The organism is Streptomyces sp. NBC_00354 (genome assembly GCF_036106915.1).
Lineage (GTDB): Bacteria > Actinomycetota > Actinomycetes > Streptomycetales > Streptomycetaceae > Streptomyces.
The window spans coordinates 1,768,338-1,792,256 of record NZ_CP107983.1; the positions used below are offsets into that span (position 1 = coordinate 1,768,338).

Consider the following 23,919-nt stretch of genomic DNA (forward strand, 5'->3'; position numbering starts at 1 on the left):
CGCCAGCCAGACGCGACTTTGACGACACGACCTAGGCTCGAGGGGTCCGGGGAGACGAGGGCGACGGGGAGGCCCGGTGTCGGTGGAGATCACCTGGTGGGGGCACGCCACGTGCACGGTCGAGGACTCCGGGGTGCGGCTGCTGACGGATCCGCTGTTCGCCCGGCGGCTCGCGCATCTGCGGCGGCGGCGCGGGGCGCTGCCCCCGCCCGAGGCGGCCGAGGCGGACGCGGTGCTGGTGTCGCACCTGCATGCCGACCATCTGCACCTGCCGTCGCTGGCCCGGCTGGCGCCCGGAACCCGGCTGCTGGTGCCGCGCGGGGCGCGCCGGGCCGTGCCGGGGCTGGCGCGGGTCGCGGGGGTGCGCGGGCTGGCGGTCACGGAGATGGCTCCGGGCGACGAGGTCGGCGTACGGGCCGGCGTACGGGTACGGGCGGTCAGTGCGCGGCACGACGGGCGGCGGCTGCCGTTCGGTCCGCATCTCGCGCCGGCGCTCGGGTACGTGGTCCAGGGCTCGGCCCGGACGTACTTCGCCGGGGACACCGGGCTGTTCGACGCGATGGCCGAGGAGGTCGGGCCGGTGGACGTGGCGCTGCTGCCGGTCGGCGGCTGGGGCCCGTACCTGGGGCCGGGGCACCTGGACGCGGGCCGGGCCGCGCAGGCACTGGCCTCGCTGGCGCCGGCGGCGGCGGTGCCGGTGCACTACGGGACGTACTGGCCGATCGGGCTGGACGCGGTGCGGCCGCACGAATTCCACGCGCCGGGTGAAGAGTTCGTACGGCTGGCCCGGCAGCTGGCGCCGAAGGTGACGGTACAGGTGCCCGACCACGGCGAGCGGGTGCGGCTGCCGTGACATGGCGCGAGCTGGCGGCAGCGGCGGCGGGGGCGGGGGTCGGCCAGGCGCCGCCGGAGACGACCCAGCAGGCGGTGGGCTACCCGGCGCTGTTCCTGCTGGTGGCACTGGGGGCACTGGTACCGGTGATCCCGACGGGGGCGCTGGTGAGCACGGCTGCAGTGGTGGCGTTCCATCACCAGTCGCTGCCCTTCGGGCTGTTGCTGGTGTTCGCGGTGGGGGCGGTGGCGGCGTTCACCGGTGACGTGGCGCTGTACTGGCTGGGGCAGCGCGGGGTGCGTTCCCGCAACGGCTCGCGCTGGCTGGAGGCGCTGCGCGGGCGCGCGACTCCCGAGCGGCTCGCGCAGGCGCAGCGCAAGCTGGACGAACACGGGGTCCTGGTCCTGGTGGTCTCCCGACTGGTCCCGGCGGGCCGCATCCCGGTGATGCTGGCCTGCCTGCTGGCCCGCCTCCCGCTACGCCGGTTCGCCCGCGGCGACGCCCCGGCCTGCCTGGCCTGGGCGGCGACGTACTGCCTGATCGGCATCCTGGGCGGCTCCCTGTTCTCGGAGCCCTGGAAGGGCGTGGCCCTGGCGGTATCGCTCACGCTCCTGATCAGCGCGGCTCCCACCCTCTGGCGCCGCTTGCGCAGCCTTTGACCCTTCCGCTCCCCGGCCCGGGGGACGCCCCCTTCAGCCGATCCGCAGCGTCGGCGAAAGTCGGTCAGGAGGTCAGCCCGGCCAGGACCGATCCGAGGAGGTCCAGGGAGCGTCGTACGTGCGGGAGCGCGAGCGGGTCGCGCGCGGTGAGCGCGGCGAGCCGCTCCTCCGGGGTGGCGCCGAGCAGCGGGCCGGTCGACAGGCGGACCCGCAGCGCGCCCAGGTCGTCCGCGAAGCGCTGCCCGCCGGGGGTGGGTGCGCCGAGCCGGCCGCCCAGGTAGTCCTCCAGTTCCATGGCGTCACGGACCCCCTGCCGCGCCAGCCCGGCGCGCAGCGGGCCCAGGTCCGCGTACAGGTGCCGCCCGGCCTGCGGCGGCCGAGCGAGGGCGCCGACGGCCAGCAGCTCCCGGTGGGCCGCGGCGGCGACCACCCCGTGCAGCGCGGCCGCGGCATAGGCCCGGCCGGCCACGGCGTCGGGCTCGTCGAGGGCGTGCGCGGCGGCCCCGGCGACCGGGCCCGCGACCAGGGCGCCGGTCGCGGTGAGCATGTCGAGGGTGCGGGCCCGCAGCCAGGTGCCGCGCGGGGTGCCGGGGAAGCGGACCACGGCGGCCGGCCACCCGGCGGGCAGCAGTGCACCGGACAGGTCGAGGAGTACGGCGGCCGAGTCGGGCAGCATCTCGGCCGGGCTCAGGACGAGGGTGTCGTGCGGCCGGTGGACGGTGTCGCGCCAGCTCTCGTCGCTGACGACGAACAGCCCGGCGTCCCCGGCGGCCTCGCAGGCCTCGCGCAGCATTTCGGGCGGGGGCACGGTCGCCGTCGGGTCGTCGGCCACCGACAGCAGCAGTACGCGCGGGTCGCCGCCCTCGGCCCGCACCCGCCGTACGGTCTCCAGCAGGGCGTACGGGTCCGGGATGCCGCCGCACTCGGCCGGGGTCGGCACGTGGTAGGCCCGCCGTCCCAGCAGCCGGACCTGCGGCGTCCACCAGGCGGGACAGGGCCGGGGCAGCATGACATCGCCCCCGTACGCGCCGAGCAGCGCCAGCAGGAGACCGGGCGCGCCGGGCCCGGCGGCGACGTTCTCCGGCTCGGTGGGGAGCCCGCGCCTCCCCCAGTGCCGGCACGCGGCCTCGCGTACGGGCTCCCCGCCGCCCGGGGGTTCGGGGGCGGACCGTTCCGCGGCCGCGGCGATCACGGCGGTGAGCTCGGGCAGCACGGGCAGTCCGGGCTGGGGCGCGGGCGGCCCGTACCGGACCGGACCCCGGCCCTCCGCCGTGCGCTGCATCCCCGACACCTCGCCGCCCTGCCTTCCCCGTTCCGTACATACCGCCGACTCCGTACGGGCTGCCGGCTCCGTACGTGCCGCCGACCGGCCACGCCCTTGACCATGCCCTTTATACGGTTATTTGCAGGGGTACGCCTGTTGTCGCCCTCCGCGGGGCCGAGGGCCACGGGCTCGGGGGCTCAGCCCTGTCGGCCCACCATGGCCAGCAGCCGGGTCTGGGCGTCCGCGCCCGCCGGCACGTCCAGCGGCGCGGCGTACATCCCGCCGGCCGCGAGCCCGTCGGCGTACGGCATGACCTCCTTGAGGGAGAACTCGACCAGGCCGTCCGGGAGCCGGTCGTCGGCTCCGATGGCCCGGGAGAGGTCCCAGGTGTGCACGACGCAGTCGGCGGTCAGCTCCGCGCAGTACGCCCGGCCCAGTGCGGGCCCGTACGAGAGCCTGACCGTGCGGTCCAGCGCCCCGGCAGCGGTGAACGCGGCGTGCGCGGCGGCCGCCGCGCGGTCCCAGGCCCCGGCCGGGTCCTCGCCGAGCACATCGCCGGAGAACGCGTCGCCGATCTCCTCGACGGTGCGGCCGTCGGTGACCATCGGCGGGATCCAGAGCTGCTCGCCGGTGAGGTGGTTGACCAGGTCGCGCACGGTCCATTCCGTACACGGCGTCGGGGCGTCCCATTGGCCGTCCGCGACGGCGCGCACCCGCTCGCCGAAGAGCCGCAGGGCCTCGGCGTGCTGTTCGAGCAGCGTGTCCGGCATGGCTCCCACCGTCCTCTGCCAGGGGGTCCCGTCTCTGGAGCCCACTGTCCTCGCACCCGTATTGCCCTGCCACCGACCTGTCCGATTCCCGTGCAGCGCAAGGATGGTGTCCACATGTCAAAACACATATCTCATATCCCGAACCCATCCCCTACGGTGATCACAACGCTTCAACGACGAGGAGGAGTCGGGTCATGAGTGCCAAGGAAACGGCTGTCTACACGCACGGGCACCACGAATCCGTTCTGCGCTCGCACCGCTGGCGCACCGCCGCGAACTCGGCGGCGTACCTGATCGGCGAGCTGCGGCCGGGGATGTCGGTCCTGGACGTGGGCTGCGGCCCGGGCACGATCACGGCGGACCTGGCGGAACTGGTCGCGCCGGGCGGCCGGGTGACCGCGGTCGACGCCGCGCAGGACGTCCTGGAGCAGGCCGCGGAGTACGTGGAGGAGCGCGGCCTGGCCGGGGCCGTCACGTTCGCCACGGCGGACGTCCACGCGCTGGACTTCCCGGACGACTCCTTCGACGCGGTCCACGCCCACCAGGTGCTACAGCACGTCGGCGACCCGGTGCAGGCGCTGCGCGAGATGCGGCGGGTGTGCCGGCCGGGCGGGATCGTGGCCGCCCGGGACGCGGACTACGCGGCGATGACCTGGTACCCGGCGGAGCCGGGCCTGGACGGGTGGCAGGACCTGTACCGCCGGGTGGCCCGCGCGAACGGCGGCGAACCGGACGCCGGGCGCCGCCTGCTGTCCTGGGCGAAGGCGGCGGGCTTCACGGAGGTGTCCTCGTCGGCGACGGCCTGGTGCTACGCCACTCCCGAGGAGATCGCGTGGTGGTCCTCCCTGTGGGCGGACCGTACGACGGCCTCGGCGTACGCGTCCCTCGCGACGGGCGGCGGCCACGCGACCGCGGCCGAACTGTCCGCCGTCGCCGAGGCCTGGCACCGCTGGGGCACGGCCCCGGACGCCTGGTTCTCGGTCCTGAACGGCGAAATCCTGGCCCGGGCCTGACCCTCCGCCTTCCCCCGGGGACACGTTTCCCCGTCCTCCCCCGCCGTCACGTCCTACCCGGATTTGGGCCCTTGCCCCGGAGGTGGTTGGCTTGCCGCGACGAGCGAAGACAACTGCTGGAGGAACAGCTATGGCGCAGGTCGAAGCCACCACGGAGCGGATCATCGCGGCTGACGCGGAGACCGTGTTCGACGCGCTGGCGGACTACACCGGGACCCGGGCGAAGATGCTGCCCGAGCACTTCAGCGAGTACGAGGTGCGCGAGGGCGGCGACGGCGAGGGCACCCTCGTCCACTGGAAGCTCCAGGCCACCAGCAAGCGCGTGCGCGACTGCCTGCTGGAGGTCACCGAGCCCACCGACGGCCAGCTCGTGGAGAAGGACCGCAACTCCACCATGGTCACCACCTGGGTCGTCACCCCGGCCGGCGAGGGCAAGTCCAAGGCAGTGGTCACCACCGTCTGGAACGGCGCCGGCGGCATCGGCGGCTTCTTCGAGCGCACCTTCGCCCCCAAGGGCCTCGGCCGGATCTACGACACCCTGCTGGCCAACCTTGCCGCCGAAGTCGAGGGCTGAGCAAGGCCGTTGCCCGGCAACGGCGCCGGGCGGCTCACCGGATCGGGTGGATTTCCCGGCGGAGGTGAGCCCCCGGCCCGGGTGTGACCTCCCGGCGACACCGTGGGCGAACGCCCGGGCGTGGCCCCCGGCCGGAGCGGGCCCGGGCGGCTAGGGTGGAAGCCTGCGTGGGCGGCTCCGTCCGTGTCGGCCGCGCCGTGGCAGCCGACCGCCCGGGGGGCCCGATGAAGATCCTCGTCTCCGCCGACATGGAAGGCGCCACGGGCGTCACCTGGCCCGCCGACGTCCTGCCCGGCACGCCCGAGTGGGAGCGCTGCCGCCACCTCTTCACCTCCGACGTGAACGCGGCCGCACTCGGCTTCCTCGACGGCGGCGCCGACCGGGTCCTCATCAACGAGGCCCACTGGTCCATGCGGAACCTGCTGCTCGAACAGCTCGACGAGCGGGCCGAGATGCTCACCGGCCGCCACAAGTCCCTCACCATGGTCGAGGGGGTCCAGCACGGCGACGTCGACGGCATCGCCTTCGTCGGCTACCACACCGGCGCCGGAACGCCGGGCGTCCTCGCCCACACCTACCTCGCCAACTCCATCACCGGGGTCTGGCTGAACGGCATCCGCGCGAGCGAGGGACTGCTCAACGCCCACGTCGTCGCCGAGTACGGAGTGCCGGTGGTCCTCGTCACCGGCGACGACCTGACCTGCATCGACGCCGACGGCTACGCCCCGGACGCGGTGAAGGTCGCCGTCAAGGACCACGTCTCCCGCTACGCCGCCGTCTGCCGCACCCCGGCCCGTACCGCCGCCGACATCCGGGCCGCAGCCAAGGAGGCCGCGGCCCTCGCCGTACGGCGGGAACCCACGCGCGGCGGGCCGTACACCGTGGAGCTGGAGTTCGACGCCGAGCACCTGGCGATGGCCGCGACCGTCGTCCCGGGCGTCGAAGGCTCCGGAGAACGCAGGGTCGCGTACACCAGCGAGACGATGTACGAGGGGATCCGGACCTTCAAGGCGGTCACGACGGTCGTCTCGGCAGCCGTGGAGGAGCAGTATGGCTGACATGCCCGCAGTCACCCCCCAGCGCCCGGCCGAGGAGACGCCCACCGGGGAGCCCTCCGCCTCGGAGTCCCCCGTCGACCGGGTGGCGCTCGACGAAGCCGTCGAGTTCACCTCCGGCCTGATCCGCATCGACACCACGAACCGGGGCGGCGGCGACTGCCGCGAGCGCCCCGCCGCCGAGTACGTCGCCGAGCGGCTCGCCGCAGCCGGCCTCGAGCCGGTCCTGCTCGAACGCACGCCCGGCCGCACCAACGTGGTGGCCCGGATCGAGGGCACCGACCCCGGCGCGGAGGCCCTCCTCGTCCACGGCCACCTCGACGTGGTCCCCGCCGAGGCCGCCGACTGGAGCGTGGACCCCTTCTCCGGCGAGATCCGCGACGGGGTGGTCTGGGGCCGCGGCGCCGTCGACATGAAGAACATGGACGCGATGGTGCTGGCCGTCGTACGGGCCTGGGCGCGCGCAGCCAAGAGAGGGCAACACTGCCGGCCGCGCCGCGACATCGTGATCGCCTACACCGCGGACGAGGAGGACAGCGGGGTCGACGGCTCGGGGTTCCTCGCCGACCAGCACCCGCACCTCTTCGAGGGCTGTACGGAGGGCCTGAGCGAATCGGGCGCCTTCACCCTGCACAACGGACCCGGCCAGGCCCTCTACCCGATCGCGGCCGGCGAACGTGGCACCGCCTGGCTGAAGTTGACAGCCCACGGCACGACCGGCCACGGCTCCAAGCCCAACCGGGCCAATGCCGTCAGCCGGCTCGCCGCCGCCGTGGCCCGGATCGGCGAGTACCGGTGGCCCGTCCGGCTCACCGGCACGGTCGCCGCCTGCATCACCGAACTCGCCGCCCTCCAGGGCCTGTCGGTCGACCCCCGGGCCCGAGACTTCGACCTCGATGCCGTCCTCGGCAAACTCGGCCCGGCCGGCCTCCTCGTCGAGGCGACGGCACGCAACAGCGCCAACCCGACCATGCTCAGCGCCGGTTACAAGCTCAACGTCGTCCCGGGTACGGCCACCGCCTACGTGGACGGCCGGATGCTGCCCGGCAGCGAGGCCGAGTTCATCGCCACCCTCGACGAACTCACCGGCCCCGACGTCACCTGGGCGTTCCACCACCGCGAGGCGGCCCTCGAAGCCCCCGTGGACGGGCGGACCTTCGCGATCCTGCGCGAGTCCGTGGAGCGCTTCGACCCCGACGGCCACGTGGTGCCGTTCTGTATGGCGGGCGGCACCGACGCCAAGCAGTTCTCCCGGCTCGGGATCACCGGATACGGCTTCTCCCCGCTGAAACTGCCGCCCGGCTTCGACTACTGGTCCCTCTTCCACGGCGTGGACGAGCGGGTCCCCGTCGACGCCCTGCACTTCGGCGTGCGCGTCCTCGACCACGCCCTGCGGACCCTGTGAGGGGGAGCCGGTGATGGCGGCGGCGACCGGGCCCTACGGCAGCTGGCCCTCGCCCATCGACGCGGCGGTCGCCGCCTCGCTCGACGGGCGGCCCGAGTACCTCGGCACCGTCGGCCCCGAGGTGTGGTGGACCGAGCCCCGGCCGGCCGAGGGCGGCCGCCGCACCCTGGTGCGCCGGCCCGCCGACGGCGGCCCCGAGGCCTCGGTGCTGCCCGCCCCGTGGAACGTCCGCAGCCGCGTCACGGAGTACGGCGGCCGGCCCTGGGCGGGCACCGAACGGTCCGCGGGCGGGCCCCTGGTGGTGTTCGTCCACTTCGCCGACCAGCGGATGTACGCGTACGAGCCCGACGCGCCCGGCGGCTCCGCCCCGCGGCCCCTCACCCCGCTCTCCGCGGTCGGCGGCGGGCTGCGCTGGGCCGACCCCGTCCTGCGGGGCGGTGAAGTGTGGTGCGTGCTCGAGGAGTTCACCGGCCCGGCGCCCACCGACGTGCGCCGGGTGCCGGCCGCCGTACCGCTGGACGGCTCGGCCGCCGAGGACCGCTCCCTCGTCCGCGAACTGACCGACGACCGGCACCGGTTCACCACCGGACCCCGGCTGTCCCCCGACGGGCTGCACGCGGCCTGGCTGGTGTGGGACCACCCCCGGATGCCGTGGGACGGCACCGAGGTGCGCCTCGCCGACGTCGCGGCCGACGGGACGCTGACCGGGGCCCGTACCGTGCTCGGCGGTCCCGAGGAGTCCGTGGCCCAGGTGGAGTGGACCCCCGGCGGGGACCTCCTCGCCGTCAGCGACCGCAGCGGCTGGTGGAATCCGTACCGGCTGGATGCGGCGACCGGCGAGGCCGTCAACCTGTGCCCGCGCGAGGAGGAGTTCGGCGGCCCCCTGTGGAAACCCGGGCTGAGCTGGCTCGCCCCGCTTCCCGGAGGCCTCCTCGCCGTCCTGCACGGCCAGGGCTCCTCGGTGCTCGGCATCCTCGACCCGGAGAGCGGCGACCTGGTGGACGCCGCCGGGCCGTGGACGGCCTGGCAGCCGACCCTCGCCGCGCACGGCAGCCGCGTGTACGGGGTCGCCGCCAGCCCGCGCAGCGCCTACGAGGTGGTGGAGCTCGACACCGGGGACGGGCACGCCCGGGTGGTCGGCGCGGCCGGGGTGGACCCGGTGGACCCCTCGTACTACCCGGAACCGCAGAGCCGGACCTTCCTCGGTCCGGGCGGCCGGGAGATCCACGCCCACGTCTACCCGCCGCACCACCCCGCGCGCCGGGCCCCCGCCGACGAACTGCCCCCGTACGTGGTGTGGGCGCACGGCGGCCCCACCGACCACGTGCCGCCCGTACTCGACCTGCACATCGCCTACTTCACCTCGCGCGGCATCGGTGTGGCCGAGGTGAACTACGGCGGCTCCAGCGGCTACGGGCGCGCCTACCGGGAGCGGCTGCGCGAGCAGTGGGGCGTCGTCGACGTGGAGGACTGCGCGGCGGTGGCCCGGGCGCTGGCCGCCGAGGGCACCGCGGACCCGGACCGGCTCGCCATCCGGGGCGCCAGCGCGGGTGGCTGGACGGCGGCCGCCTCGCTGGCCGCCACCGACCTGTACGCCTGCGGGACGATCATCTACCCCGTCCTGGACCTGCTGGGCTTCGCCGAGGAGACCCACGACCTGGAGTCCCGGTACATCGACGGCCTGGCCGGACCGCCGCAGACCCTGGCCGTACGCTGCCGCGAGCGCTCACCGGTGGCCCGCGCCGGCCGGATCACCGCACCCTTCGTGCTGCTCCAGGGCCTGGACGATCCGGTCTGCCCGCCGGCCCAGGCGGAGCGCTTCCTGGCCGCGCTCCGGGGCCGCCCGGTGCCGCACGCGTACGTCGCCTTCGAGGGCGAGGGCCACGGCTTCCGGCGGGCGGACACCATGATCCGCGCACTGGAGGCCGAACTCTCCCTGTACACGCAGGTGTTCGGCCTCGACCGGACGGACGTCCCGAAGCTGGTGCTGGCGCCGAGACCCCTCTAGGCGCTGCGCAGCCAGACGCGGAGCGGGCCCAGTGGGGCGAAGCCGTGGCGGACGGCGGTGTCGAGGTCGTCCCCGGCCTCGTAGCCGACGACCGGGAGGCCGGGCCAGAGGTCCGCGACCGCGGCGAGGGCGCCCGTCCAGGCCTCGTCGTCCGGGGTGCCGTCCGCAGTGAACACGTTGGACAGGCCCACGACCCGGCCCGTCCGGTTGGCCGCGGCTCCGGCGACGATGCGGCCGTCGGCGGACCGGCCGGCGAGGAAGGCGATCTCCTCGGTGAGCAGGCCCGGGTGGAACAGGCCGGTGCTCTCCCCGCCGTCCCACGCCGCCTCCCAGGCGGCCAGCTCCCCGGAGCCGGCGACACGGGACCAGGTCAGTGCGGGTGTGGCAGCAGTGGCCGGGACCGGAGCCGGGGCCTGCGCCGGGCGGTGGATCCACTCTGCTGCGAACAGGACCTCGAAGCCCGACGGGGCCAGGTCGAGCACGGCGAAGCTGTCCTTGACCGAGCAGCCGGGGGAGCCGGTGTCCATCCCGGCCAGCAGCGCTTCCGCCGAGGCCTCGCGGGTCAGGGTCACGCCGTCGGGGTAGTACGGCGGGGTGCGGAGCGCACTGGTCCATACGTCGTCCGCGAACGAGCCGCCGCCGCTGACCGCCGCGCACCACTCGGCGTTGTTGTGTACCGCCGCGCGCAGCAGTTCTTCGGTGTCCAGGTCGATGATCACGTCGGGGATCCTGCCACACCTCATAGCCTGGGCGAATGTCATATTCCACGTACCTCCGCGAGGGGGAGCACGTCGGCCTGCGGCCGTTCCGGCTCGCCGACGGCCCCGAGTTCACCGCACGCGTGCACGAGAGCCGGGACCTCCACCGCCCGTGGCTGTCCCCGCCCGCGACGATCGAGGAGTACGAGCCGTACGCGACGCGCCTGATCGAGGGCGGGAGCCGGGCAGGGTTCCTGGTCTGCGAGCGCGAGACCGGGGCCATCGCCGGGTTCGTCAACGTCAACAACATCGTCCGCGGCGCCTTCGACTGCGGGGCGCTCGGCTACGGCGCCTTCGCGCACGCCGCCGGGCGCGGGCTGTTCCGGGAGGCGCTGCGGCTGGTCGTGGGGTACGCCTTCACCCCCGAGGACGAGGGCGGCCTGGGACTGCACCGGCTGGAGGCCAACATCCAGCCGGGCAACGCCGCCTCCCTCGCGCTGGTGCGCGGGGCCGGGTTCCGGCTGGAGGGGTTCTCGCCGGACTTCCTCTTCGTCGAGGGGGCCTGGCGCGATCACGAGCGCTGGGCGATCACCGCCGAGATGTGTGGTCCCGCGGGCGCCGATCGCGCAGGATGAAGGCATGCGAAGCCTGGTTCTCCTCGACGCCCCGTCCAACCTGGGTCTGCGCCCGTCCGCGCCCGGGACCGTCCCCGGTGTCTACAAACTGGCGGGCGCCCTGCGCGACCAGGGCCTGCTGAGCCGGCTCGGCGCCCGCGAGGGCGGGGTCGTGGTGCCGCCGCGCTACGACCGCGGCAGCTGGAAGGAGGGCGACGGGGTCTTCCACGCCGGCCCCCTCGCCACGTACACGCTCGCCCTCGCCGACCGCATCGGGGCGCACCTGGGGGCCGGGGAGTTCCCCGTCGTCCTCGGCGGGGACTGCTCGATCCAGCTCGGCGCCTCCCTCGCCATGCGCCGCCTCGGGCGGTACGGGCTGGCCGCGATCGACGGCTCCGCCGACTTCCGCCACCCCGGCAACGAGGCCGTCAACGGGCCCGTCGGGGCAGCCGCCGGGGAGGAGCTCGCGCTCGCCACCGGCCGCGGCCAGGCCGACCTGGCCGACCTCGACGGGCTCGGCCCCTACCTCCGGGACGAGGACGTACGGCTCTTCGGACTGCGCGACGGCGACGGGGACCTGCCGGAGCTGCGCGCGGCGGGAATCTCCGCGGCCACCGTCGGGGACATCCGGGCCCGCGGCGCCGCCCCGGTGGCGCGCGCTGCGCTGGACGGACTGCATCGGCCGGACACCGACGGGTTCTGGGTCCACCTGGACGCCGATGTGCTGGACCCGGCCGTGATGCCCGCCGTCGACAGCCCCGACCCGGGCGGACTCCTCCCCGGCGAACTGTCCGAACTGCTCGGCGTGTTGGTGGGGTCCCCGCGGTGCATCGGGCTCAACGTCACGATCTACGACCCGGACCTCGACCCGGAGCTGCGGGCCGGGGAGCTGCTCGCCGACCTGGTCGCGGGGGCGTTCGCGTAGGCGGGGTCGTTCGCAGTGGCCGGGTCGCCCGGGTCGTTCGGGTAGCGCTCCGGCCAGGGCTTTGCGTAATCCTGACCGGTGGTGATCCGCGGAACCCCTGTGCACCGGCCGCCGTGGCGTGTTCCATTTCCTGCATGGCCACCACCGTCCGCCGCGCCGTACTGACCCTGCCCGCAGCCCCCTTGGGGCCCGAGAACCCGCTGCCCGTCCTGCGCGCGCCCGCCGACGCGCACGCACTGGACGGGCTCCCCCGGCTACCGCCGGGAGGTGCCCCCGGGCGCGAGGGGCTGCCGCGCGACATGGCCCGGCAGATCGGTTACGGGCCGCTGCGCTCGCTGCTGCCCGTACGCCTGCTGGACGGGTACCAACGGCGCAGGCAGGAGCGCGAGTTCGAGGCCGTCGTCATCGAGAACGCACACCTGCGGGTCACCGTGCTGCCCGGACTCGGCGGCCGGGTCCACTCCCTCGTGCACGTGCCCACCGGCCGTGAACTGCTGTACCGCAACCCGGTGTTCCAGCCCGCCAACTTCGCACTCAACGGCGCCTGGTTCTCAGGCGGCATCGAGTGGAACATCGGCGCCACCGGCCACACCACCCTCTCCTGCGCCCCGCTGCACGCCGCGCTCGTACCGGCGCCCGACGGGGGCGTGATGGTCCGGCTCTGGGAGTGGGAGCGACTGCGCGACCTCCCGTTCCAGGTGGACCTGTGGCTGCCGGAGGACTCGGAGTTCCTGTACGTCGGCGTCCGCATCCGCAACCCGCACGAGCGGTCCGCCCCCGTCTACTGGTGGTCCAACATCGCCGTCCCGGAGGACCCCGGCACCCGGGTGCTCGCCCCCGCCGACGAGGCCTGGCACTTCGGGTACGAGCGGGCCCTGCGGCGGATCCCCGTACCGCAGTGGGAGGGCGAGGACCGCACGTACCCGCTGCGCAGCACGTACCCGGCCGACTTCTTCTACGAGGTCCCGGCCGGGGCCCGGCCCTGGATCGCCTCGCTGGACGCGGAGGGGCGCGGCCTCGTCCAGACGTCCACGGCCCGGCTGCGCGGACGCAAGCTGTTCGTCTGGGGCGCGGGGGAGGGCGGCCGGCGCTGGCAGGAGTGGCTGACCGAGCCCGGCACCGGCGGCTACGCCGAGATCCAGGCCGGCCTCGCCCGGACCCAGCTGGAGCACGTACGGCTCGAGGCCGGGGCCGAGTTCAGCTGGCTGGAGGCGTACGGGCCCCTGGCCGCGGACCCGGCGTCGGTGCACGGCCCCGACTGGGCGTCGGCCCGGTCCGCCGCGGAAGCGGCCCTGGCTGCGGCCCTGCCCCGGGAGCGCGTCGAGGAGGCGTACGAGGCGTGGCGCGGGTCCGCCGACACCGAACCGGGGGAGCGGCTGGCCACGGGCTCGGGGTGGGGCGCGCTGGAGGTGCTGTGCGGCGGGCACAAGCTGCCCGGCACCCCCTTCGAGGGAGCGGGGCTCGGCGAGGCGCAGGCGCCCTGGCTGGAGCTGTGGCGTACCGGGGTCTTCCCCGCCCCGAGGCGGGTGGCGCCGCCGGGGCCCAGCCTGGTGGCCCTGCACTGGCGGGACATGCTGGAGACCGCCCCGGCGGATCCGCTGACCGAATACCACCTGGGCGTGGCCCAGTGGCATGCGGGCGATGTGGCCCAGGCGGTGCGCAGCTGGGAGCGCGGCCTGGCGCTGGCGCCCTCGCGGTGGCCGCTGCTGCGCTGCCTGGCGGTGGCGGACGCGCTGGCCGGCGACCCGGCGCGGGCCGCGCAGCGGTTCGCCGAGGCCTTCGAGGACCTGACCGAGGAGAGCCGGGGCGGCGAGCCGTGGACGGCCGCGGAGTCCGCGCTGGGGCGGGAGGCGATGACGGCGCTGCTGGCGGCGGGTCGCCTGCCGGCGGCGCGGGCGGTGTGGGACCGGCTGCGGCCGGCGCTCCGCGAGGAGGGCCGGTTCCGCCTGCTGGCCGCCCGGCTGCTGGCGGAGGAGGGCCATGTGGGCGCGGCCCGCCGGGTGTTCGAGGAGGGCTTCGAACTGCCCGACCTCCGCGAGGGCGACGAGATCCTCTCGGAGGTCTGGACCCGCATGACGGACCGCCCGCTCCCCCCGTCGTACAACTTCCGCATGCGCCCGCCGACGTAGGCCGCCGGTCGCAGCACACCGCGCTGGCATTTCTGATAAGAGAGCCAATTTCGGCGCTCATGGCGCCGCGATTCCTGATGCCCGGGCGCCATATACCCCGCTCAGCGAGGATGAACGGGCGGTCAGAAATAGGTATTGCGTTCGAAACAACCCGACCGGGTAAAGACTTCGTATCCGCATGACCGCACCTAGGCGGCGTACTCCGGCATCAGGTAGCTTCGCACCGAACAGCCGATGATCGGCCAACCGTATGATCCTGCCGGACACCTTCCTGCCAGCTGATTGCCTAGCAGAAGAAGACGACCCATGAGTCCAGATGAAATGCGGGCAAGGCTCGCCGAGCTATTTGCCGAAGTCGAGACACTCAAGGCCTTCGTTGCCGCTGTCGAGCGCGGCGATCACGATGACGAAAACAGCATCGCCTCCGCTGCCGCCAGGCTCCTTCCGCCCACTCCGGAGCCCAAGGGAATGTTCCGGCGCAGCAAGCCGAACCCCCCGGACACGCGTGCCGACCAGGTGAGAAGTTTGCAGCGAAATTCACTCGCCCTGCAAGCACTCAACCGCATGAACAAGGAATTGTTTCCGGAAATCCAAGAGCTGCAATTCAGGCTCGCGACTCAGTAGCCGGCTTCCACTGACGTGATCCGCAAACGAAAGGGCACTCCACGTGAATTCCTACGAAGCAAAGCAGGTTGCGGAGAAACTGCTGAAGAATGAGCCGGTCGGCGCCGAGGTCACCTTCAACGACGACTTCGACGCCACCCCTCACAGGAACAAGAACCACCCCGACAAGGGCGAGCACGTCGACGGCTGGAAGGCCGTCAAGCGAGCGGACGGCACCATCAAGGTCGACAAGAAGTGGGCGTAGCCCTGAGCTTTTCCACGTCTCTGTGACAACAATGCCGTCCCGCAGGAGCCTCGGCCTGCCGGACGGCATTGCACGGCGCGCCGTCCACACTCCCCGAAGAAGCCGGACAGGCCCAGCCGAGAAGAACGCCAGGACCGGGTCGGCGTCGTCGCCGCCGCCACCCGCCACCCACCACCCGCCACCCGCCACCCGCCACCCGGACCGTCAGCAGTGGCGTCCGCACGATCATGGGAACGTTTGTTCTATTCTCGGGCCGAGCTACCGAGGGAGGCGCTCATGCGCTGGGACAATCTGACCGACGGACCCGGGACCACGGCGAACGCGGGGGCGCTCTTCGGAGCCGGCTCCGTCGTCACGCGGACCTTCGACACCCCCGAGTTCCGCGGGATCACCTTCCACGAGATCCGCGCCCGCTCGGTCCTCAACCGGGTGCCCGGGGCCTCGCGGATGCCGTTCGAGTGGACGGTCAACCCGTACCGCGGATGCAGCCACGCCTGCGTGTACTGCTTCGCCCGCAAGACCCACAGCTACCTCGACCTCGACACCGGCATCGGCTTCGACTCCCAGATCGTCGTCAAGACCAACGCCCCCGAGCTGCTGCGCCGCGAACTCGCCTCGAGCCGGTGGACCGGCGCGCACATCGCCATGGGCACCAACGTCGACTGCTACCAGCGCGCCGAGGGACGCTACCGTTTGATGCCCGGGATCATCGAGGCCCTGACCGAGCGGGCCAACCCCTTCTCCATCCTGACCAAGGGGACGCTCATCCTGCGCGACCTCCCCCTCCTGCAGCAGGCCGCCGACGTCGCCGACGTCGGCATCTCCGTCTCCGTCGGCTTCACCGACACCGCCCTGTGGCGGACGGTCGAACCCGGCACGCCCTCCCCCGCCGCCCGGCTGGCCGCCGTACGGGCCCTGACCGACGCCGGGATCGAGTGCGGGGTGCTGATGGCCCCGGTGATCCCCTTCCTCGGGGACTCCCCCGAGCAGCTGCGGGCCACGGTGCGGGCCGTCGCCGAGTCCGGGGCGACCTCCGTGACACCCCTGGTACTCCATCTGCGGCCGGGCGCCCGCGAGTGGTTCACGGCGTGGCTGCGGGCCCACCATCCCCACCTGGTCGAGCGGTACGAGCGGATGTACGCCGGCGGCGCGTACGCGCCCACCTGGTACCAGCGGCGGATCACCCGGCAAGTCCACGAGCTCGCGGCGGAATTCGGCATCGGCCCCTCCCGGCAGGCCGCGGCCCGCAGGGTCGCCGTCCTCGAACGCCCGGCCGAGCCCGCGCCCGCCGGCCCCACCCAGCTCAGCCTCCTGTGACCTCGTACGGCCCCTGAAAGCTCATCACATCGGGCCAATCAGCAGCCCAATCCCGCCTTCCAGGCACGGTTTCCGGGACGATTCCGCCCAGAACCCTCGGCTGGGAGGCCCCATGCTGCACCCCGCGAAGAAGCGCGGCCCCTTCACGAAGCGCGCCGCCGTCCTGCTCTCGATCGCCACCGCGACGGTGGCCGCCGTCGTCACGAGCCCGGCCGGTGCCACGCCGACGGCAGCGGCGCCGGCCCGCGCCGCCGCCGCGCCCGCCGCGCTGCGCTGGACCGGCTGTGCGACCCAGCGCTACCCGACGCTGCAGTGCGCCTCCCTCAAGGTCCCGCTGGACCACGACCGGCCCGCGGGCCGCCAGATCTCCCTGGCCCTGACCCGGGTCCCGCACACCGCCCGCACCTCCCAGGGCCCGCTGCTGGTCAACCCCGGCGGCCCCGGCGGCAGCGGCCGGGCGCTGGCCGGGTTCATCGCCTCCGCGCTGCCCAAGGACGTCGCCGCCCAGTACGACGTGATCGGCTTCGACCCGCGGGGCGTCGGCAAGAGCGAGCCCACCCTCGACTGCGGGCCCGGCCACTTCACCCCCGTACGTCCGGACTCCGTCCCGCGCGACCTGCAGACCGAGCAGGCCAACCTGGAGCGGGTGAAGTCCTTCGCCGAGTCCTGCCAGACCAAGCACGCGGACGTGCTCCCCTACATCGGCACCGTCTCGGCCGCCCGCGACATCGAGGTGCTGCGCACCGCCCTCGGCGCGGCGAAGGTCAGCTACTTCGGCTACTCGTACGGGACCTACCTGGGCGCGGTGTACGCCAAACTCCACCCGGACCGGGTGCACCGCCTCGTCCTGGACTCCGTGGTCGACCCGGGCGGGGTCTGGTACGAGGACAACCTCGCGCAGGACCAGGCCTTCGACGCCCGCCACAAGGCCTTCCTGGCCTGGGTGGCCCAGTACGACGAGAAGTACAAGCTCGGCACCGACCCGGCGGGGGTCGAGGAGCGCTGGTACGCGATGCGGGACGCCCTGCGTACGACACCGGCGGGCGGCAAGGTGGGCCCGTCGGAGCTGGAGGACACCTACATGCCGGGCGGCTACTACAACGGCTACTGGCCGGTCCTTGCCGAGGCCTTCTCGGCGTACGCGGTGACCGGAGACCCGAAGCCGCTGGTGGCGGCGTACGAGCGGTTCGGGGCGGTGGAGCCGTCCGCAGGCAACAGCTACAGCGTGTACACGGCGGTGCAGTGCCGCGACTCGGCCTGGCCGACGGACTGGAACCAGTGGCGCACGGACATGTGGCGCACCCATGCGAAGGCGCCGTTCATGACCTGGAACAACGCCTGGTACAACGCCCCGTGCGCGTTCTGGCAGACGGAGCCGCTGGCGGCGCCGGACGTGACCAACGCCGATCTCCCGCCGGCCCTGCTCCTCCAGGCGACGGACGATGCGGCGACTCCGTTCGAGGGGGCGCTGAGCATGAAGGGGAAGCTGAAGGGCTCGGCGCTGGTGGTCGAGGAGGGCGGCGGCAACCACGGGATCGCGCTCAGCGGCAACAAGTGCCTGGACGAGAAGGTGGCGGCGTACCTGCGGACGGGCGGGGCCTCGGATGCGACCTGCCCCTCCCAGGCGGCCCCGAAGCCGACCGCGGCCACCCGCGCGGTGCCCCCGTCCGCGGGCGGCGCGGCGCTGCACGGCCTGCTGGGCTTCCGCGGCTAGGGGCGGTTCGCCGGCTCGCGGGCAATCCGGTTCGCCCGAGTTCGTCCCGGATCGACGCCACTCGTACCGGCTCCGCCCGGCCCGTCCCCGACGCTGCGGTGAACAGGGGCGGGCCGGCCGGGTATGAGCTAGGGTCCCTGCGGTGAAGCAGCACATACCCCTACTCGCTCGGCGGAAGACCGCCGAGGCCCCGGCAGCCACCGGCGCGCGGCTCGGCTGGCTGGACGCGCTGCGCGGCTTCGCCGCCCTGGTCGTGGCCCTGCACCACTTCGACGTGCTGCGGATGCTGCCGTTCGGCGAGCTGGTCCGGCGGAACTTCGACCTCGGTGTGTTCGGGGTCATGCTCTTCTTCATCGTCAGCGGCTACATCATCCCGGCCTCGCTGGAGCGCCGGGGCGATGTCCGGGCCTTCTGGATCGGCCGGATCTTCCGGATCTACCCGGCGCTCATCGTCGCGCTGGCCGCCTCGATCGTGATGCTGCCGGCCGGGGACGGCTCGACCTCGCTGCTGCGCACCGGTGACAACGTCGCCTCGCTGATCGCGAACGGCCTGATGCTCCAGGACCTGCTCGGCGTCCGCAACGGCATGAACGTCACCTGGACCCTCTGCTACGAGATGGTCTTCTACTTCTTCGTCACCGCCCTGTTCACCCGTGGCCTGCACCGGCACAGCGGCGTGATCGCGGTGGCCTTCGCCGGCGCCGCGCTGGCGATCGGCACGGCCCTGGCCCCGCAGCTCCTGCTGACGGAGCTCGGCTCGGTCCGGCTGCTCCTGCTGATCGTCACCCCGGTCTTCCTGCTGGGCTTCTGGGGTGTGCTCAGCGGCAACCGGAAGCCGACCGGGGCGGGCGCCGTGCTGCTCGGCGGACTCGGCCTGGTGCTGCTCACGCTGAACAGCCGGGCGGTGACGTTCGAGACCTTGCTGATCCCCGCGACGATGTTCGCCGGCACCGCGGTCTTCCGTGCGCAGCACGGCGGGCTCCGCCGGGCCCCGGCCCTGCTCGCTTGCGGGTTCGTGGTCGCCGCGGGCGTGCTCGCCGGGTGGCTGTACAACCGGAACGGGGTCCAGGTGCACACGTGGACCTCGGGCTGGAAGGCCTTCTCGCTCTCCTACCTGGCGGCCTGGGTCCTGTTCGGCCTCGGTTTCCTCCTGCGGAACCGGCGCTTCCCGAAGGTGCTGACCTGGCTCGGTGCGATCAGCTTCTCGCTGTACCTGCTGCACTTCCCGCTGCTGCGTACCCTCGGGCCGCTGCTCGGAGTTCCGCCGATGCCCTCGTCGACGCTCGGGAAGTTCGCCTGGACGGGGATCTTCCTCGCCGTGCTGCTGGCCGCGAGCCATGTGATGTACCGGCTGGTGGAGCTGCCGGCGCAGCGTCTCGGCCGGCGGGTCCAGCGGGCGGCGGAGCGCCACCGGCCGTCCACGCAGGCCTCCCCGGCCACGACGGCCGCCCCGGCCGCCCCGGCCGCGGCTGCGGCCGGGCCCGATGTGATCCTGGTGCCCCGGCAGCCGGGCGGTGCGGGCCGCGGGCCCGCCGCCGTCCCCGTGCAGGGCGAACCGTCCTCGGCCCGCTGACCCGGCCTACCGGTCCGCAGGCATCGGCAGCACCGCGAAGGCCTCCACCTCCAGCAGGAGTTCGGGCCGGAAGAGGGCGGCGACCTGGACTGCCGAGGAGGCCGGCTGCCGGTCGCCGGGGATGACCGCGTCGCGTGCCTCGCGTACCGCCGGGAGGTGTGCGACGTCCGTGACGAAGTAGGTCAGCTTCACGACGTCGTCGAAGGTCGCCCCGGCCGCTGCCAGGCAGCGCCGCAGGTTCTCGAACACCTGGCGGGCCTGCGCGGAGGCGTCGCCCGCGCCGACGATCTCGCCCTGCTCGTCGAAGGCGCACTGGCCGGAGACGGCGATGAACCGCCCGGTGCCCCAGGCGACATGGCTGTAGCCCGTACCGGGGTGGACGCCCTCCGGCGCGGCCAGGCGGGTGATGTGGCTGTCGTCGCGTTCGCTCATGCGAGCGATCATGTCAGCCGAGCGCGCGCAGCGCGGCCGTCGCCGCCACCGCGAGGCGCGGATGGGACTGGGCCCGGGTCAGCACCTCGCGGGACCGGGGGTCGGCGAGGGCGCCGAGTCCCTCGACACAGGCCAGGGCCACCCGCCAGTAGGGGTCGTGCGGGGACAGCAGGCGGGCCAGGGTGGCCATCAGGACCGGCGTCGACTCGGGGGCGCGCAGGGCCGTGAGCAGCCGTACGGGCTGGAGGGCGTAGGCCGTGCGCAGGGTGTTGGTGGCGAGGGCGGCCGCCGCGCGGGCGGTACGCGGGTCCCCCAGTACGGCGAGCGCCTCCGCGGCGGCCGCGCAGCGTGGCGGGTCCCGGTGGTTGAGCAGCAGCACCAGCGGCTCGAAGGCCCGCCGGTCCCCGGCCAGGCCGAGGCGGTAGGCGGCCAGCTCGCGGGCCCACAGCGGCAGCCCGGCGGAGGTCAGGGAGGCCGCCAGCGCGTCGGGGTCCGCCGCGAGCAGTTCCTCGTACGGTGGGGACTGCCCGGATTCCGTTCGCAGGCGCTCCAGCACGTCGTTCACCCGGCCACCCTAGGGGGGTGGGGGCGCCGCCGCGGCGGGTTTCCGCAGATGGGTGATCGATGATCGATGATCGGTACATTTGGGCGGTACAGGTCACATCTCCGCGCTCTGGCGCGCCAGTTACCGGCGGGTTACGCTCCCTTCAACGTACGAGGCCGGCCTGGTGACGCAGCCGCCCCGTACCAGTCGGTTCGGTACCTCGTGTTCGGTACCTCAGGCACATCAGGCACCCCGGGTACATCACGTACCTCGTGTGCCTCCGCTGCCTCGAGTGCTTCTCGTGTACGGCGTGGCCCCGGGACAGGGTCCGCCGCTCTCTCCGCCCCGCCCTTCCCCGGGGCCGGGATCTCTGCCGCGCGTCGTGCGCCGCGCGCCGCCCTCAGTCGTCACCCTCTTCCACTGGAGTCCCGCGATGGACCTTCCGTCCACGTCCAGTCAGTCCCCCCTCCAGACCATCGCCGTCGTCGGCCTCGGCACGATGGGCACCGGCATCGCCGAGGTCCTCGCCCGGGCCGGCCGCGAGGTCATCGGCATCGACATCAGCGACACCGCCACCCGCCGGGCCACCGCCTCCCTCGCGGCCGCCACGGCCCGTTCGGTGACCCGCGAGCGCCTCACCGAGCAGGAGCGGGAGGGCGTTCTGGCCCGCTTCCGCACCTTCACCGAGCTGACCGCCGCGGCCGACGCCGATCTCGTCATCGAGGTCGTCCCGGAGAACTACGAGGTCAAGCAGCGCCTCTTCCGCGAGCTCGACGCGATCGTCCGGCCCGGCACGATCCTGGCGACCGGTACCAACGCCCTGTCGGTGACCCGGCTCGCCGCCGAGTCGCAGCGTCCCGAGCGCGTCCTCGGCCTGCACTTCTTCAACCCGGCCCCGGCGATGAAGCTGGTCGAGGTCGTCTCCAGCGTCCTCACCGCCCCGACGGCGGTCGAGGCGGTCACCGTGCTGGCCCGCGAGCTCGGCAAGGAGCCCGTCTCGGTCGGCGACCGCCCCGGCTTCGTCGCCGACGGCCTGCTCTTCGGCTACCTCAACCAGGCCGCCGCGATGTACGAGTCGAAGTACGCCTCCCGCGAGGACATCGACGCGGCGATGCGGCTCGGCTGCGGCCTGCCCATGGGCCCGCTCGCGCTGCTCGACCTGATCGGCGTGGACACCGCCCGGACCGTCCTGGAGGCCATGTACTCCTCCTCCGGCGACCGGCTGCACGCCCCGGCCCCGATCCTGGGCCACCTCGCCGAGGCCGGCCTGACCGGGCAGAAGTCCGGGCGCGGCTTCTACACGTACGAGGAGCCGGGCAGCTCCACGATCGTCCGCGACGCGCAGACCCCGCTGGACGGGGCCCGGCTCGGCGAGGGCCGTCCGGTCGCCTCGGTCGGCGTGGCCGGCTCCGGCACCATGGCGAGCGGTATCGCGCAGGTCTTCGCGCAGGCCGGCTTCGCGGTGGTGCTCGCCGCCCGCAGCCAGGAGAAGGCGGACGCCGCGAAGGCCGCGATCGGCAAGTCCTTGGGCCGTGCGGTGTCCAAGGGCCGGCTGACCGAGGAGGGCGCCGCGCAGACGCTGGCCCTGATCACCCCGGCCGGGTCGCTGGACGCGTTCGCCGACGTGGACCTGGCCGTGGAGGCCGTCGCGGAGGACCTGGCGGTCAAGCAGGAGCTGTTCGCGGCCCTGGACAAGGTCTGCAAGCCGGGCGCGGTGCTGGCCACCACCACCTCCTCGCTGCCGGTGATCGCGGTCGCCCGCGTGACCTCGCGTCCGCAGGACGTGATCGGCATGCACTTCTTCAACCCGGCGCCGGCGATGAAGCTGGTCGAGGTGGTCCGGACCGTCCTGACCTCCGACGACGTGCACGCCACGGTCCGCGAGATCTGCACGAAGGTGCGCAAGCACCCGGTGGACTGCGGGGACCGGGCCGGCTTCATCGTGAACGCGCTGCTGTTCCCGTACTTGAACAACGCCGTCAAGATGGTCGAGCAGCACTACGCCAGCCTCGACGACATCGACGCCGCCATGAAGCTGGGCGGCGGCTACCCGATGGGGCCGTTCGAGCTCCTCGACGTCGTCGGTCTGGACGTTTCGCTGGCGATCGAGAAGGTCCTCCACAAGGAGTTCCGCGACCCGGGACTGGCCCCGTCCCCGCTGCTGGAGCACCTGGTGGCGGCGGGCTGCCTGGGCCGGAAGACCGGCCGCGGATTCCGTGAGTACGCCCGCCGGTAAGCAGCGCCCTGGCCAGGTGCCCCAAGAGCCGGATGCGTGGGGAGGGCTGCTCGGGTCTGCCGGACCCTCACGGCAGGCCATACCTTCCGAGCCCAGTGCGGGCTCTCCCCCGCATCCACCCCCGTCCCACCCCCCTCAGGCGCGCTCCCCTGCGCAAATGAAGTACTTTCGATCCATGTCCCAGCCCGCCAAGACCTCGCCCCGCACCGCCACGGCCTCCGACAGCCCGGAGAGCACGGCCGGCACCAAGGCGGCCGCGCAGCGGCTCAAGATGCGCCGTGAGCTCGCCGCCGCCGCGATGGAGCTGTTCGCGACCAAGGGGTACGAGGCGACGACGGTCGACGAGATCGCGGCGACGGCGGGGGTGGCGCGCCGGACCTTCTTCCGGCACTTCCGCTCCAAGGAAGAGGCGATCTTCCCGGACCACGACGACACCCTGACCAGGGCCGAGGCGGTGCTGGACGTGGCCCCGGCGCACGAGCACCCGCTCGACACGGTGTGCCGCGGGATCAAGGAAGTCATGAAGATGTACGCCGCCTCGCCGGCGGTGTCGGTGGAGCGCTACCGGCTGACCCGCGAGGTGCCGGCGCTGCGGGAGCGGGAGATCGCCTCGGTGGCCCGGTACGAGCGGCTGTTCACCCGCTATCTGCTGGCCCACTTCGACGAGACCGACCACCACGACGGCAACGACGACCCGCTGCTGGCCGAGGTGGCCGCCTCGGCGGTCGTCACGGCCCACAACCACGTGCTGCGGCGCTGGCTGCGGGCGGGTGGCCAGGGGGACGTGGAGGCGCAGCTGGACCACGCCTTCTCGATCGTGCGGAAGACCTTCGGTACGGGGATCGGCGCGGGCCGGACCCTGGGCACGGCGCCGGCCCCGGCCGCGCCGGCGGCGGTCCGCACGCAGGGCGAGGTGCTGGTGGCGGTGGCCCGTACGGACGCCCCGCTCGACGAGGTCATGCGGACCATCGAGGAAGCGCTGAGGAACAAGCAGTAGTCACACCCGTCGAGTCACACACATCACAGTGGCCGCCCCCGTTCCGGGGGCGGCCGCTTTTGTTTGTCCGACTTGCCCCTACTCACGGGTAACTCTGATCGATCATCGCTCATCTGCGCAGGTCAATAGGCAAATGAGAGAAAGTTTTGGCACGCGGTGCCTTGCCGGGTGACACGGGGTGCCATACGTTGAATCTCGTCCGGATGTCCCCGCGGTCCACGCCCACTCGGCACGAACCGCGCCCCGGATGCCTGCGTCACCAGGCACCGCGCGCACGCCTCACCACGGGCAC

Annotated in this window: 22 protein-coding genes; 17 read left to right on the top strand and 5 right to left on the bottom strand. The window is 73.5% G+C overall.

Features of this window, described 5'->3' with window-relative positions; translation table 11 throughout:
* The first annotated feature begins 76 nt into the window (after window positions 1–76).
* Window positions 77–853 carry an MBL fold metallo-hydrolase gene (locus OHT74_RS08120; protein WP_328619854.1) on the top strand — a complete coding sequence of 259 codons (777 nt, stop codon included), beginning with the start codon at window positions 77–79 and terminating at the stop codon, window positions 851–853.
* Window positions 850–1,491 (top strand): DedA family protein, encoded by a 642-nt coding sequence (locus OHT74_RS08125; RefSeq protein ID WP_328619855.1) that lies wholly within the window; start codon window positions 850–852, stop codon window positions 1,489–1,491. Before OHT74_RS08120 ends, OHT74_RS08125 begins: the two co-directional genes overlap by 4 nt.
* A gap of 64 nt (window positions 1,492–1,555) precedes the next feature.
* On the opposite strand, the gene OHT74_RS08130 is transcribed toward OHT74_RS08125, so the two are convergent.
* Window positions 1,556–2,773: an aminotransferase class I/II-fold pyridoxal phosphate-dependent enzyme gene (locus OHT74_RS08130; RefSeq protein ID WP_266662053.1), complete on the bottom strand. Its 1,218-nt coding sequence runs from the start codon at window positions 2,771–2,773 to the stop codon at window positions 1,556–1,558.
* Window positions 2,774–2,952: 179 nt separating this feature from the next.
* Window positions 2,953–3,525 (bottom strand): TIGR03086 family metal-binding protein, encoded by a 573-nt coding sequence (locus OHT74_RS08135; protein ID WP_328619856.1) that lies wholly within the window; start codon window positions 3,523–3,525, stop codon window positions 2,953–2,955.
* Between the two features lie 194 nt (window positions 3,526–3,719).
* On the opposite strand from OHT74_RS08135, the gene OHT74_RS08140 reads away from it, so the two are divergent.
* The 5 genes from OHT74_RS08140 to OHT74_RS08160 all read left to right on the top strand — a co-directional run bounded on the left by OHT74_RS08140 (window position 3,720) and on the right by OHT74_RS08160 (window position 9,580).
* The gene (locus OHT74_RS08140; RefSeq protein ID WP_328619857.1) at window positions 3,720–4,538 is read left to right on the top strand and encodes a methyltransferase domain-containing protein; all 819 of its coding nucleotides are present in this window, start codon (window positions 3,720–3,722) and stop codon (window positions 4,536–4,538) included.
* Window positions 4,539–4,668: 130 nt separating this feature from the next.
* The gene (locus OHT74_RS08145; RefSeq protein WP_266662059.1) at window positions 4,669–5,112 is read left to right on the top strand and encodes an SRPBCC family protein; all 444 of its coding nucleotides are present in this window, start codon (window positions 4,669–4,671) and stop codon (window positions 5,110–5,112) included.
* Window positions 5,113–5,336: 224 nt separating this feature from the next.
* Window positions 5,337–6,170: a M55 family metallopeptidase gene (locus OHT74_RS08150; protein ID WP_328619858.1), complete on the top strand. Its 834-nt coding sequence runs from the start codon at window positions 5,337–5,339 to the stop codon at window positions 6,168–6,170.
* A 1-nt stretch (window position 6,171) separates the two neighbouring features.
* Complete coding sequence (locus OHT74_RS08155; RefSeq protein ID WP_328619859.1) at window positions 6,172–7,572, top strand: M20/M25/M40 family metallo-hydrolase; 1,401 nt, start codon at window positions 6,172–6,174, stop codon at window positions 7,570–7,572.
* 13 nt (window positions 7,573–7,585) lie between these two features.
* Window positions 7,586–9,580 carry a prolyl oligopeptidase family serine peptidase gene (locus OHT74_RS08160; RefSeq protein WP_328619860.1) on the top strand — a complete coding sequence of 665 codons (1,995 nt, stop codon included), beginning with the start codon at window positions 7,586–7,588 and terminating at the stop codon, window positions 9,578–9,580.
* Here OHT74_RS08160 and OHT74_RS08165 read toward each other — a convergent pair.
* Window positions 9,577–10,323 carry a hypothetical protein gene (locus tag OHT74_RS08165; protein ID WP_328619861.1) on the bottom strand — a complete coding sequence of 249 codons (747 nt, stop codon included), beginning with the start codon at window positions 10,321–10,323 and terminating at the stop codon, window positions 9,577–9,579. The two genes, OHT74_RS08160 and OHT74_RS08165, sit on opposite strands and share 4 nt — an antisense overlap.
* Window positions 10,324–10,334: 11 nt before the next feature.
* Between OHT74_RS08165 and OHT74_RS08170 the strand changes: the two genes are divergently transcribed.
* The 8 genes from OHT74_RS08170 to OHT74_RS08205 all read left to right on the top strand — a co-directional run bounded on the left by OHT74_RS08170 (window position 10,335) and on the right by OHT74_RS08205 (window position 19,418).
* Complete coding sequence (locus tag OHT74_RS08170) at window positions 10,335–10,913, top strand: GNAT family N-acetyltransferase (RefSeq protein ID WP_266662069.1); 579 nt, start codon at window positions 10,335–10,337, stop codon at window positions 10,911–10,913.
* A gap of 4 nt (window positions 10,914–10,917) precedes the next feature.
* The gene (locus OHT74_RS08175; RefSeq protein WP_328619862.1) at window positions 10,918–11,817 is read left to right on the top strand and encodes an arginase family protein; all 900 of its coding nucleotides are present in this window, start codon (window positions 10,918–10,920) and stop codon (window positions 11,815–11,817) included.
* Between the two features lie 134 nt (window positions 11,818–11,951).
* Window positions 11,952–13,946 (top strand): DUF5107 domain-containing protein, encoded by a 1,995-nt coding sequence (locus OHT74_RS08180; RefSeq protein WP_328619863.1) that lies wholly within the window; start codon window positions 11,952–11,954, stop codon window positions 13,944–13,946.
* 306 nt (window positions 13,947–14,252) lie between these two features.
* Window positions 14,253–14,570, top strand: coding sequence for a hypothetical protein (locus tag OHT74_RS08185; RefSeq protein ID WP_266662075.1), 318 nt, complete (start codon window positions 14,253–14,255; stop codon window positions 14,568–14,570).
* A 43-nt stretch (window positions 14,571–14,613) separates the two neighbouring features.
* Window positions 14,614–14,814, top strand: coding sequence for a hypothetical protein (locus tag OHT74_RS08190; RefSeq protein WP_328619864.1), 201 nt, complete (start codon window positions 14,614–14,616; stop codon window positions 14,812–14,814).
* Window positions 14,815–15,090: 276 nt separating this feature from the next.
* Window positions 15,091–16,131 (top strand): Rv2578c family radical SAM protein, encoded by a 1,041-nt coding sequence (locus OHT74_RS08195; RefSeq protein WP_328619865.1) that lies wholly within the window; start codon window positions 15,091–15,093, stop codon window positions 16,129–16,131.
* Between the two features lie 112 nt (window positions 16,132–16,243).
* Entirely contained in the window at window positions 16,244–17,845 is a 1,602-nt protein-coding gene (locus OHT74_RS08200; protein ID WP_328619866.1) for an alpha/beta hydrolase, read from the top strand.
* A gap of 142 nt (window positions 17,846–17,987) precedes the next feature.
* Window positions 17,988–19,418, top strand: a complete 1,431-nt coding sequence (locus OHT74_RS08205; RefSeq protein ID WP_328619867.1) for an acyltransferase family protein — start codon at window positions 17,988–17,990, stop codon at window positions 19,416–19,418.
* Between the two features lie 6 nt (window positions 19,419–19,424).
* Here the strand turns inward: OHT74_RS08205 and OHT74_RS08210 are convergent, their stop codons facing one another.
* Together OHT74_RS08210 and OHT74_RS08215 are read right to left on the bottom strand one after the other, a co-directional pair.
* Window positions 19,425–19,850, bottom strand: a complete 426-nt coding sequence (locus OHT74_RS08210; protein WP_266662085.1) for a RidA family protein — start codon at window positions 19,848–19,850, stop codon at window positions 19,425–19,427.
* A gap of 13 nt (window positions 19,851–19,863) precedes the next feature.
* Window positions 19,864–20,415 (bottom strand): adenylosuccinate lyase, encoded by a 552-nt coding sequence (locus OHT74_RS08215; protein WP_266662087.1) that lies wholly within the window; start codon window positions 20,413–20,415, stop codon window positions 19,864–19,866.
* A gap of 412 nt (window positions 20,416–20,827) precedes the next feature.
* Between OHT74_RS08215 and OHT74_RS08220 the strand changes: the two genes are divergently transcribed.
* Together OHT74_RS08220 and OHT74_RS08225 are read left to right on the top strand one after the other, a co-directional pair.
* A complete protein-coding gene (locus tag OHT74_RS08220) occupies window positions 20,828–22,630 on the top strand; it encodes a 3-hydroxyacyl-CoA dehydrogenase family protein (protein WP_328619868.1) in 1,803 nt (600 codons plus the stop codon).
* Window positions 22,631–22,805: 175 nt separating this feature from the next.
* On the top strand, window positions 22,806–23,627 hold the full coding sequence (locus OHT74_RS08225) for a TetR family transcriptional regulator (protein ID WP_328619869.1): 822 nt from the start codon (window positions 22,806–22,808) through the stop codon (window positions 23,625–23,627).
* Window positions 23,628–23,919: the final 292 nt, after the last annotated feature.